This window comes from Mesobacillus selenatarsenatis SF-1, from assembly GCF_000813125.1.
Classification (GTDB): domain Bacteria; phylum Bacillota; class Bacilli; order Bacillales; family Cytobacillaceae; genus Mesobacillus; species Mesobacillus selenatarsenatis.
This window is the reverse complement of record NZ_BASE01000107.1, coordinates 40,521-51,910: the sequence shown is the minus strand read 5'-3', so window position 1 is coordinate 51,910 and position 11,390 is coordinate 40,521. Positions and strand designations below refer to the sequence as shown.

General features: G+C 43.7%; 14 protein-coding genes and 1 pseudogene. 12 read left to right on the top strand and 3 right to left on the bottom strand.

Annotation, left to right across the window (positions count from 1 at the left end):
• The 4 genes and pseudogenes from TY49_RS20495 to TY49_RS20480 form a co-directional block, all read left to right on the top strand.
• A pseudogene (locus tag TY49_RS20495) lies at nucleotides 1-349 on the top strand (hypothetical protein); the annotation flags it as partial.
• Nucleotides 339-1,319 (top strand): aminoglycoside phosphotransferase family protein, encoded by a 981-nt coding sequence (locus TY49_RS20490; protein WP_041967774.1) that lies wholly within the window; start codon nucleotides 339-341, stop codon nucleotides 1,317-1,319. The pseudogene TY49_RS20495 and the gene TY49_RS20490, both read left to right, overlap by 11 nt.
• Nucleotides 1,320-1,420: 101 nt before the next feature.
• Nucleotides 1,421-2,128: a YhcN/YlaJ family sporulation lipoprotein gene (locus TY49_RS20485; protein ID WP_041967768.1), complete on the top strand. Its 708-nt coding sequence runs from the start codon at nucleotides 1,421-1,423 to the stop codon at nucleotides 2,126-2,128.
• Nucleotides 2,129-2,264: 136 nt separating this feature from the next.
• Complete coding sequence (locus tag TY49_RS20480) at nucleotides 2,265-2,825, top strand: intercompartmental signaling factor BofC (RefSeq protein WP_052442249.1); 561 nt, start codon at nucleotides 2,265-2,267, stop codon at nucleotides 2,823-2,825.
• 178 nt (nucleotides 2,826-3,003) lie between these two features.
• Here TY49_RS20480 and TY49_RS24815 read toward each other — a convergent pair whose 3' ends face one another.
• The gene (locus TY49_RS24815; RefSeq protein WP_156972739.1) at nucleotides 3,004-3,315 is read right to left on the bottom strand and encodes a hypothetical protein; all 312 of its coding nucleotides are present in this window, start codon (nucleotides 3,313-3,315) and stop codon (nucleotides 3,004-3,006) included.
• Between the two features lie 207 nt (nucleotides 3,316-3,522).
• Here TY49_RS24815 and ruvA point away from each other — a divergent pair, with 207 nt between their 5' ends.
• The 6 genes from ruvA (at nucleotide 3,523) to yajC (ending at nucleotide 8,011) form a co-directional block, all read left to right on the top strand.
• Nucleotides 3,523-4,131, top strand: a complete 609-nt coding sequence (gene ruvA, locus TY49_RS20475; protein ID WP_041967767.1) for a Holliday junction branch migration protein RuvA — start codon at nucleotides 3,523-3,525, stop codon at nucleotides 4,129-4,131.
• A gap of 52 nt (nucleotides 4,132-4,183) precedes the next feature.
• Entirely contained in the window at nucleotides 4,184-5,185 is a 1,002-nt protein-coding gene (gene ruvB, locus TY49_RS20470; RefSeq protein WP_041967766.1) for a Holliday junction branch migration DNA helicase RuvB, read from the top strand.
• Nucleotides 5,182-5,388 (top strand): DUF2905 domain-containing protein, encoded by a 207-nt coding sequence (locus TY49_RS20465; protein WP_041967765.1) that lies wholly within the window; start codon nucleotides 5,182-5,184, stop codon nucleotides 5,386-5,388. Before ruvB ends, TY49_RS20465 begins: the two co-directional genes overlap by 4 nt.
• A 58-nt stretch (nucleotides 5,389-5,446) precedes the next feature.
• Entirely contained in the window at nucleotides 5,447-6,475 is a 1,029-nt protein-coding gene (queA, locus tag TY49_RS20460; protein WP_041967764.1) for a tRNA preQ1(34) S-adenosylmethionine ribosyltransferase-isomerase QueA, read from the top strand.
• A gap of 51 nt (nucleotides 6,476-6,526) precedes the next feature.
• A complete protein-coding gene (gene tgt, locus TY49_RS20455) occupies nucleotides 6,527-7,666 on the top strand; it encodes a tRNA guanosine(34) transglycosylase Tgt (RefSeq protein ID WP_041967763.1) in 1,140 nt (379 codons plus the stop codon).
• A gap of 69 nt (nucleotides 7,667-7,735) precedes the next feature.
• Nucleotides 7,736-8,011: a preprotein translocase subunit YajC gene (gene yajC / locus TY49_RS20450; RefSeq protein WP_041967762.1), complete on the top strand. Its 276-nt coding sequence runs from the start codon at nucleotides 7,736-7,738 to the stop codon at nucleotides 8,009-8,011.
• Between the two features lie 40 nt (nucleotides 8,012-8,051).
• Here yajC and TY49_RS20445 read toward each other — a convergent pair whose 3' ends face one another.
• Entirely contained in the window at nucleotides 8,052-8,438 is a 387-nt protein-coding gene (locus TY49_RS20445; RefSeq protein WP_041967761.1) for a TIGR04086 family membrane protein, read from the bottom strand.
• Nucleotides 8,439-8,627: 189 nt separating this feature from the next.
• On the opposite strand from TY49_RS20445, the gene TY49_RS20440 reads away from it, so the two are divergent.
• Nucleotides 8,628-9,290 (top strand): DUF421 domain-containing protein, encoded by a 663-nt coding sequence (locus TY49_RS20440; protein ID WP_041967772.1) that lies wholly within the window; start codon nucleotides 8,628-8,630, stop codon nucleotides 9,288-9,290.
• A 60-nt stretch (nucleotides 9,291-9,350) separates the two neighbouring features.
• Here TY49_RS20440 and spoVB read toward each other — a convergent pair whose 3' ends face one another.
• On the bottom strand, nucleotides 9,351-10,913 hold the full coding sequence (spoVB, locus tag TY49_RS20435) for a stage V sporulation protein B (RefSeq protein ID WP_041967760.1): 1,563 nt from the start codon (nucleotides 10,911-10,913) through the stop codon (nucleotides 9,351-9,353).
• A 121-nt stretch (nucleotides 10,914-11,034) separates the two neighbouring features.
• Here spoVB and TY49_RS20430 point away from each other — a divergent pair, with 121 nt between their 5' ends.
• The gene (locus TY49_RS20430) at nucleotides 11,035-11,331 is read left to right on the top strand and encodes a post-transcriptional regulator (protein ID WP_041967759.1); all 297 of its coding nucleotides are present in this window, start codon (nucleotides 11,035-11,037) and stop codon (nucleotides 11,329-11,331) included.
• Nucleotides 11,332-11,390 lie beyond the last annotated feature (59 nt).

Genomic DNA, 11,390 nt, shown 5'->3' with positions numbered 1-11,390 from the left:
CGGTGGAATGATGGATAATCAAATGCCGATGATGCCACAGGTGGGCGGAATGATGAAGCAGCCAATGATGCCTAAGCAGGCAGTGCAGGGTGCCGGCTATGATTGTGGCTGCGGGGGCCAAATGGGTAATCCTTATGGCTTGATGGGAGCAGGTATGCACCACCCTCACCATATGATGATGCACCAAGGCTTTCCAGGAGCTCCAGGAATGCATATGAACCCTCATCAAGGATACCAGATGGGCATGGGTCCGCAGGGGTTCATGAATCCTTATGGAGCAGGTCCGATGGGTGGAGGCTATGGTATGCCGATGCCGCGTTTCGAAGATGAAGAGAGCAATGAATATTAACATCAAGAGAGGTGGAGACGATTATTTTTTCAATCGTCTCTTCTCTTATTTAACAAGCGAACTCGACGTTGAAATCAAAGAGATAACTCAATTAAGAGGAAATGTCTATCTCGTTGAAACAGTGAAAACGCGTTTTATCTTAAAAGGTTATAAAGATCTTCGTAAGTTAAAAGTTCAAGAAGCGTTTACTTCATCTCTACGAAAATCCGGTTTTCATCATTCTTACCGATTTTATAATCAGAATAAAGATCCTCTTTATTTTCAAGGGTCATACTATGGTTGTATTGAATATATTGACCACCATGAAAACCGCTTTGATTACGGGGTCAAAGCTGACAGAGAGAAAGGCGTTGAACTTCTGAATAGCTTCCATGACCATACTTCCGTTCTAGTTCCTTCATATGCTGCTATGCTGCCGAAAACAGATTTAGCCAAAAAATGGAGACATCGAAAGACTGAATTTACAAAAAATCTCTCAAGAGTTAATTTCTATGTAGAAAAAGCCATAACCGACGAGCTCCTGGAATGGGCGGATTTTTCACTGAGGAATTTTGTGAATTTGAAAAATGAGCTTGAAGCAGGGCCACCAACAATCCTCCATGGTGATGTAGCTCATCACAATTTTCTTCGATCAAAGGAAGGAAAGCTGCACTTAATTGATTTTGATTTAATCAGCTCTGGATCAAGAGCATATGATATGCTGCAGTATGCAAACCGTATCCTGCCTTTTTTGGATTGGCAGTTTGAATCACTGGAAAAAATAAACCATTTGAATAAATGGTTGGATTCTGACGCCTTTTTATACGGGCTATTGTATCCTGCAGATATTTTAAGGGAATGGAACCGCCTATTACGGGACAGAAGCCAGACACATCCGTATAGCCTGGCAACAATCGTTGAAATGACTGTCGGTCAGTTTCAACAAAGGAAACAATTCCAGGAAGAAGTTAAAACAAGATTGAATTATTAGGTTTTTGGACGTATCTGTCAGAATGAAAATCCAACCCCATCCGCACTCTAATAATGAGCATGAAAATAGTGCTCATTTTAGCTAGGATGGGGGTTTTTCGATTGAACAAAAAGTTGCTCGTACCTTTAGCTTCCTTGCTCACAATAGGATTGACGGCTTGTACCGGAAATGATGATGCCGCTGTTCAAAGCCAGAATGCCGATGGTGGGCAGCCACTTGGCTATTACTCGAATGAAAAAGGGAATGAAATTGACGTGATGGATGATCGAGAGGGTGCAATCACGGAAATCTTTGACCATAATTTTGGGAAAGAGGGAACAGCTGGAGAAAACCGGAAGCGGAGAATGCTCCAGTCGCGTGATGAAAATGGCAACCCTCCGAATCCAACCGTCCCTCGTTCCGATCATGACCATAACTTTTTCCAAAGAGATAATAAATATAGCCGCGGTGATTTGAATTACCACGGACATCTAAGTGAGCACAGGGGAAGCGGCCAGGCAAGGATCTACAATAATACCGAACAAGATAACAAATTGGCTCGGAAAGTAGGTATTGCTGCAGAGTCTGTCGACAATGTTGATAAAGTGAGATCTGTTTTGTTTGGCAGGAAAGTTGAAGTTGCCGTGACTTATAAAGATAAGTCATTGAAAAAACAAACAAACAAGAACATTAGGAAGGCAGTCCTTCCATATATTGAAGGCAGAGACCTACGTATCATCGAGGATGAGGGAACCTTCAGCAGATCAAGGAATATTGATTATGACCGAAGGAATGGAAACCCAAGGGAAAGCATCAACGTTAACCCATAATAAAAATAGAAGGCAGAGTAACCTTTGCCTTCTATTTTCATGCTCTTTTCAAGAAAGGATAAATAAGATAATTTTGGCTAAACTATTAGTGGAAAAGAAATTGAACAATTTTAGCAAATAAGAGAGGTGGACAGCAATGGCTTCAATTCAATTATTAAAAGCGTTCAGTACAGCTGTTATGCTCCTAATGGGTCTATCGGGATACAGTTTAGTACTTCAGACAGAGCCGGTTTTTGCTGAGAAGCCTGAAGAAGCAGTCCATGAAATCAATGAACCTCTTAAGGTCACAATCATTTTGCAAAGAGTTTATCTTGATGGTGAAATGAGTGAGGAACGTATTGAGGAATCGATTTGGTCAATGGAAGACTTTTGGGCCAAATATGACGAATGGCAGCTAGTAGATATGGAAGCGAATAAGGCTGTGTTCAGACAGGAATATGATGATATATCGCCGCTATTGAAGGCAAACGGGTATTTCGGATTGTCAGATGAAGGGGTACTTACTATTTTTAATGGAAGGCCTGATGGTTCGAATATCATTCAATCGTTCTTTCAAATCGATCTTGGCAGACTTGAAAGTATTAAACGAGATCAATTGAAAAAAGGGATTCCAATTCGGAATAAACAATGCTATGAAGAGGTATTAGAGACTTTTAAACCATATACGGTGAGGGAAAACAGTGAAGAGCCGGGCTGACTGGCTCTTATTTGTGTTTCCTAAGGTTTCGGAGAGATTTTATTACTGGATAAGAAAGTATAAATTTATCCACTTAGATTATTGTCTAGCTCCAGAGCCTAGCCAGTTTTCATACCTGAAATAGCTTCCTCGAGTATCTTGCGAGAAGCGATAGCTTTGAGCAGCTCGAGATGTTTGTCTAGCTGCGGCTCCTAACTCCTCGAGACGTTTGTCTAGTGTCGCCTCCTAGAAACTCCGAAACTTCAACTCCGCCGGCAGGGTCGGAGTCTCCAGTTTCTGTGTTTCTGGGCAGTCGGCTATACTTTTCGATTTCGGTCCTGCCAATGAAGTCAAAGAGCGACTTCACTGTCAGGCCCTCCGGGGCACACGATGTGCTAGACCCGCCAGCCACACGATGTGGCGTTTTAGGCGGGCAGCGCTTGTCGGAGTTGGGCAGTCGCCTCCGCTTTTGGATTTCGGTCCGCCCGATGAAGTCAAAGAGCGACTTCACCGGTCGGCCCTCTGAGGCACAGGACGTGCAGACCCGCCAGCCACACGAAGTGGCGTTATAGGCGGGCAACGCTTGTCGGGGCTGACCAAAGGCGCTTGCGCTTTTCTTATAAAAATGATCATACGTTCGCCTTTTCGTATATTTTTATTCATACCTTTTAAAAGAGTATGTTAAAATGAGTTACAGCAAAGCAGAGGGGCGAGAGTATTGTATGAGTTCATAAAAGGTACCGTCGATTTCGTTGGTCCTGAATATATAGTCATTGAAAACAGAGGGATTGGATATCAAATCATGACACCGAATCCATTTGCATTCACGAAAGAAGCAGGTAAAGAGATTTGTATTTTTACATATCATTATGTCAGGGAAGATCTGATGGCCCTCTATGGTTTTAAGAATCGTGAGGAAAAAGCACTTTTCACAAGACTTTTGAATGTCTCGGGAATCGGTCCAAAAGGGGCACTGGCAATCCTTGCGTCCGGAGAACCGGGTCAAGTGGTTCAGGCAATTGAAAGTGAAGATGAATCGTTCCTGGTCAAATTCCCTGGAGTCGGCAAGAAGACTGCGAGACAAATGATCCTTGATTTAAAGGGAAAGCTGCATGATCTTGTGCCAGATTACTTCCCTAACCTTTTCAATTCGGACGAGGTTGCAGCAACCATAAGCCAGTCGACCGAGTTTGATGAAGCGGTATTGGCACTGAAGGCACTAGGCTACTCAGAAAAGGAAATTCGCAAGATCACTCCAGAGTTGAAGAAAGAAAATTTGACGACAGACCAATATATCAAGAAAGCATTACAGAAGCTATTAAAGTAACGCTGTGTTAAAAATGATCTGTTAACCAGCTTATAAGAAGGGTGAGAAACAGATGGAAGAACGAATCATCTCCAGTGAAGCGGGCGACCAGGATGTTTCATTTGAGCAAAGCCTGCGACCACAGACACTCAGGCAATATATCGGCCAAGATAAAGTAAAAGAAAATCTTGAAGTGTTTATTGAAGCAGCTAAAATGAGGCGTGAAACGCTGGATCATGTATTGCTCTATGGGCCACCTGGATTGGGGAAGACAACGCTCGCAGCAATCATCGCCAATGAAATGGGCGTCAACCTCAGGACGACATCCGGACCGGCGATCGAAAGGCCTGGTGACCTGGCAGCCATCCTGACGGCATTAGAGCCAGGCGATGTCCTGTTCATTGATGAAATTCACAGGCTTCCAAGAACGATTGAAGAAGTTCTCTATCCTGCTATGGAAGACTTCTGCCTGGATATCGTCATTGGTAAAGGACCAAGTGCCCGATCGGTCAGGCTTGATCTTCCGCCATTCACGCTTGTGGGTGCGACAACTCGCGCTGGATCGTTGTCAGCTCCATTAAGAGACAGGTTTGGAGTTTTGAGCCGTTTGGAATACTATAATGAGAAACAGCTTACTGATATTGTCGTCAGGACAGCTGAGCTTCTGGAGACTGACATCGACTGGCCTGCCGCTCAGGAGTTAGCAAGGAGATCGCGAGGGACACCGAGGATCGCCAACCGCCTATTGAAGCGAGTACGCGATTTTGCACAGGTGCGCGGCAATGGCGCCGTAGAGGAAACTCTTGCCCAGGAGGCATTGGAACTGATGCAGGTAGACCGCTTGGGACTTGACCATATAGACCATAAATTGCTCAAGGGCATCATTGAAAAATATCGCGGCGGACCGGTTGGTTTAGAGACTATTTCCGCAACCATCGGCGAAGAATCACAGACGATTGAGGATGTGTATGAACCATATTTATTGCAGATCGGTTTTTTGCAGAGGACACCAAGAGGAAGAATTGTAACGGAGGCAGTATACCGACATTTTGAAATGGAGGTGCCTGAACGATGACAGGAGCGGCAAAATTTGTGATGATTGCCGGAGTAGTCATTTTCATCATTGGCTTTATCATGCAGTTTATCAACTTAGGAAGGCTGCCAGGAGACATCGTCATTAAAAAAGGCAACTCGACCTTCTACTTCCCAATCGTGACATCCATCCTGGTGAGCATCATTCTATCAGCGATATTTTATTTTATCGGCCGATTCAGATGACCTGCTGGTACGATATTTTTTAAATGAAATATAAAGAAAACTTAGTAAGGGTGACAACATGAAAGTAGACTTGTTTGATTTCCATTTGCCAGAGGAACTAATTGCCCAGACTCCGCTTGAACAAAGAGCGGAAAGCAAGCTGATGGTCTTGAATAAAGAATCGGGCAAAATAGAACATGATGTATTCAAAAACATCAAAAACCACCTGAAGCCAGGTGACTGCCTCGTCCTGAATGACACAAAGGTTCTTCCGGCAAGGCTTTTTGGCATGAAGGAAGACACGGGAGCCAAAATTGAGGTCCTTCTACTGAAACAGCTCGAGGGAGATGAGTGGGAAACACTTATAAAACCGGCTAAGAGAGTGAAGGAAGGCACGAAAATCGTCTTTGGAGATGGACTTTTGACTGCAGAATGCACAGTCGAAGCTGAGCATGGCGGCAGGAGTCTTAGGTTTTCATATGACGGTATTTTCTACGAAGTACTGGAACAGCTAGGTGAAATGCCACTGCCTCCTTATATTAAGGAGCAGCTGGAGGATAAGGACAGATACCAGACGGTTTTCGCTAGGGAAAGAGGTTCTGCGGCGGCCCCGACGGCGGGCTTGCATTTTACAGAAGAACTGCTTGAGGAAATAAAGGAAATGGGCATCCATATTGCTTTCATCACTCTTCACGTAGGTTTGGGAACATTCAGGCCTGTCAGCGTTGATTCAATCGAAGAGCATGACATGCATTCGGAGTTTTACCAGGTGACTGAAGGAACAGCATTGCTGTTGAACTCTGTACGCGAGCAGGGCGGACGTATCATTACCGTAGGAACAACCTCCACACGGACCCTTGAAACCATTGCCGCAGCCAATGACGGTAAATTTGTCGCTGAAAATGGCTGGACGAATATCTTCATTTATCCCGGGTATAAGTTCAAAGCAATCAATGGGATGATTACCAACTTCCATCTTCCCAAATCGACGTTAATCATGCTTGTGAGTGCTTTGGCTGGACGGGAAAATGTCCTTAATGCCTATAATAAAGCTGTTGAGGAAAGATATCGCTTTTTCAGCTTCGGCGATGCAATGTTGATTCTATAATTTTTATGTGTTGAAAATAAATGATTTGTACTTCTGGAAGGAGCTTAAACATTGTCAGCAATCCGTTACGAATTAATTAAGACCTGTAAACAAACAGGAGCGAGGCTCGGGCGTGTACATACACCTCACGGATCTTTTGAAACTCCTGTCTTCATGCCGGTAGGCACTCTGGCTACTGTTAAAACAATGTCACCTGAAGAATTGGTTCAGATGGGTGCAGGAATCATCCTGAGCAACACATACCATCTCTGGTTAAGGCCAGGTCATGAAATAATCAAGGAGGCAGGCGGCCTGCATAAATTCATGAACTGGGACCGAGCCATCCTTACAGACTCAGGTGGATTCCAGGTGTTCTCTTTGAGTGAGTTCAGGAAAATCGAAGAGGAAGGTGTACACTTCCGCAATCATTTGAACGGGGACAAGCTTTTCCTTTCACCGGAAAAGGCAATGGAAATCCAGAATGCTCTCGGGTCAGATATCATGATGGCATTCGATGAGTGCCCGCCATACCCTGCTGAATATGATTATATGAAAAAGTCGGTAGAACGGACCTCCCGCTGGGCAGAACGCTGCCTGACTGCGCATCAGCGTCCACAGGACCAAGGATTATTCGGAATCGTCCAGGGCGGAGAATATGAGGAATTGAGAAAGCAGAGCGCGAAGGACCTTGTTTCCATGGACTTCCCGGGCTATGCTGTCGGGGGCCTTTCAGTCGGCGAACCGAAGGATGTCATGGATAGAGTGCTGGAATTCACGACACCATGGCTGCCAACGGACAAGCCGCGCTATCTAATGGGGGTAGGTTCACCAGATTCATTGATTGATGGTGCCATCCGCGGAATTGATATGTTCGATTGTGTGCTGCCAACTCGTATTGCCAGAAATGGCACATTGATGACGAGCGAGGGAAGATTGGTCGTCAAGAATGCGAAATTTGCGCGGGACTTTGGACCACTGGATCCGAACTGCGATTGCTATACATGCAAAAATTACAGCAGGGCGTACATCCGCCACTTGATTAAAACGGATGAATCGTTTGGAATTCGACTTACTTCTTACCATAATCTCTATTTTCTGCTAAAATTAATGGAGCAGGTCAGACAGGCAATCCGTGAAGACCGTCTGGGGGACTTTAGAGAAGAGTTCTTTGAGCAGTATGGCTACAATAAGCCGAATGCCAAAAACTTCTAAATAAACTGCTTTTAATAAGGCTGTTTCGCAATGCGGACAATGCCAACCAATGAAAGGAGGGGAAAATGAATGGAAGGATTATTAGGTACAGTATTCCCGCTATTGCTGATGTTTGTATTGTTCTACTTTTTACTGATCCGCCCTCAACAAAAGAGGCAAAAGGCAGTTCAGCAAATGCAGAGTGACCTTGCAAAAGGTGACAAGGTAGTAACGATCGGCGGTTTGCATGGAATTGTTGATGCAATTGATGAAGGCACTGTTGTCATCAAATGTGGAGACGGAAGCCGTCTTACATATGATCGCGCGGCAATTCGCGATGTCAAAGAATCTGCAGCTGGTGTCTAACTAGCATTAAAAAAAGAAGCGAACAGTGTTCGCTTCTTTTTTATGCCTTTGATGGCCCCCCAACGATGTTCACCCCAAGGATGCCGCCCATCATTGCCGTGAGTATATAGCAAATATGGTAGATGACTTGTTCGAGCGAGAATAAACTGTCATAACCCAGGTATTGGAACAAGAAAATAATCAAAGAATACGCCAGCCCTGTAGTCCCCCCGATCATCCAGCCCTTCTCTTTGCCGTTTCCGCCAGTGATAAAGCCGCCGATGAAAATCGATAAAAAAGAAATAGATGTCATGACATATTGAAGCGAAGATTCTTGGACGGAGGTGAACTTTAAAAGAAGAGAAAATATAAAGCTGCTTACGATTGCCAACAGGAATATTGCAATCACCCCGTACAGGACGGCCCTGCCTAAACTTTTAGATTCCATTAACCCCTCTCCTCTCTGATCTAATCCCTCAAAGCGGGAATTGCCTAGTACAAGCATATTCATGGAAAAGTACAAATAGAATCAGTTTTTTATTCGGGAACTCATTGAAAAAATTACTGTAACAATAAGTATTATTTTACTGCTGCGTAAAAGACTATAGAGGAATGCTTCGTGAAGGGCGGGGGGAAAGTGGAACAATATTTCATTATCCTTTTTAGGACAGTTCTCCTTTATTTATTAATCCTGTTGATTTTTCGTTTAATGGGAAAAAGGGAGATCGGTGAATTGAGCATCCTGGACTTGGTTGTTTATATCATGATTGCAGAGATGGCATCGATGGCCATAGAAAATACGAAAAACCCCTTGGTCGACACTCTTCTCCCAATCAGTATACTTGTCATCATTCAAATTACACTGGCAATGCTTTCGCTTAAAAGCAAAAAATTCAGGGATATCGTCGATGGAAAGCCGACAATTATTATTAATAATGGCAAAATAGACGAGAAGGCGATGAGATCGCAAAGGTATAACTTTGATGATTTGCTTCTTCAATTGCGTGAAAAGGATGTCGGGAATATCGCTGATGTTGAATATGCTATACTCGAGCCTTCTGGGACACTTTCTATTTTTCAAAAAGGTCAGGAAAACAATGAAGGACAAGAGGAGAATGGAAGTCTAGCTCTGCCATTAATCGTTGACGGAGAAATCCAGGAAGATAATCTTATTCTGATTGACAAATCAAGAGCTTGGCTGCTTCAGGAATTAAAGAAAAATGGATATGAGGAAACTAAGGATATTTCTTTTTGCAGTTTTCAGAATGGTGAATTCTATATCGATATAAAAGACACATAAAAAACGTGGACGAAAATCCACGTTTTTATGTGATGTTTCTAAATAACCAGTTTCAGTCTTTTACATAATGGTCTTCTTGAAAAAAGAAGTTATGGCAGAGCGGATGCGGAGAATTTCATTCTTCCTGATCAAGCCTAGAGCAATAGCGAGAACAATGTAGAGAACGCTCATTACTACTGCGCTGGACAATACTTTGACAGTAAGTCCAATGCTTTCATTCAACCATTCCAAAAGCAGGAATCCCAGCGACCCCGAAAGTATGATCAGCGCAAACATCTTAATATAATCCTTTATATAGAAGGTGAAGGAAACAGCCTTGAGCATCGTAGCGAAGTGCAGGAGTGTAATCAGAACAATGCCCATTACCATCCCAAGTGCTACGCCATTGATGCCAAAGGCAGGCTGGCTTGCCAGCAGGAAAATGACAGCAGTCTTGGCAAGGTTTCCGATCAGGCTGTTAATCATTGCAGCCCTTGCTAAATCGAGTGCCTGCAGTGTTGCCTGCAATGGGCCCTGGAAATAATAGAAGAGGAAGAAGGGTGCCATTAACTTTATGAACTGTGACCCATTCGATGTTCCATACATTAACGTCATTAACGGTTCGGCCAGAACGTAAAGGACGACGACAGCAAGGCCTCCTGTTAAAAGAGAAAAACGCAGAGACTGCTGCAAAAGGTGTTGTATTACTTTTGTGTTCTTTTTTGAGTTTGCTTCGCTGATCGCCGGGACAAGGGAGGTCGACAGGGAATAGGTGATAAACGATGGCAGTAATAACAATGGCATCGCAAAACCCGTCAATGCTCCATACTGTTTGGTTGCTGCAACGGCGGCAACGCCAGCGATTGCTAGGCTGTGCGCAACAACAATCGGTTCAAAGAACCAGGAAACCGAGCCAATCATCCTTGAACCAGTTGTTGGCAATGCGATTTTCATCAGATCATTAAAGGTCGATTTTCCAGAGTTGACGAATTGAAAAAAGTTTTTCCGCAGTGGGAACTTCTTTCTAAGTTTAAAGGTGGTCATTAAATAAATTAATGAAATGAGCTCCCCAATTACTGAGGCTATCATGGCGCCGGCAGCAGCATATTCTATGCCATACGGCATGAAGGCTTTTGTCAGTACGGCAATCAAGGTAATCCGGACAAGCTGTTCAATAACCTGGGAAATGGCAGACGGCTTCATGTTCTGCCTTCCCTGGAAGTAACCACGGAGTACCGATGATACGGCAACGATTGGCACGATTGGTGCGATGGCTAGCAACGGCCATTGTGTCCTGGGGTCAGTAAACAATGTCTCAGATAAGTATGGAGCAAGGAAAATCAGCGCGGGTGTAAAGACAATAGATAGGGAAATAGTGGTTGCCAATGAAACGACAAGGATTTTCTTGATTTTTCGGAAGTCGCCTCTTGCCTCGGCTTCAGCCACATTTTTTGAAATCGCAACTGGAAGACCCAGCTGTGTAATCGTCACGACAAGCACCAAAGTGGGGAAGGCCATCATGTAAAGACCAACACCTTCTTCTCCGATGGAACGGGCAATGACGATCCGATTTATGAAACCAAGCACCCTAGTGACGAGCCCGGCTATTAACAAAATAAATGTTCCTTTTAAAAACTTCGACATTCCGCTCCCTGCCTTCTCAAAAATGCATATTTCATATACAATTAACTATATGCAAGAAAGTGGACAAAGCATGACAAGGTTAAAACATTAAGACTAGAAAATTGGACGAGGGGGCCAGGGGATGAATCAAAGCCATCAATACGGACGGTTTTACAAGCAGGTAAAACCGGCGTTGGAAAGCAAAATTGAAGAATTCAAAATATTTGGTTATGAACAGGTTAAAGAAAAAGAATTATGGGATTATCTCACAAAGAAAAAGTGGAAGAAACCGAAAGAAGAAGTACAAATGTATGAAATCATCGCTGATATTTTATCGGCGAAAATCGGAGACGTTATGAATTTCACCACAGTTGAAGCCTTCAAACTGGGAGATTTTACGCTCGATGACGAAGAGGAGCGAAAGGAACTGCTAAAATGATGCAGCTCTTTACCATCGCTATCTTATAAAAATACCTGATATTTCCTTCGAACAGTTTA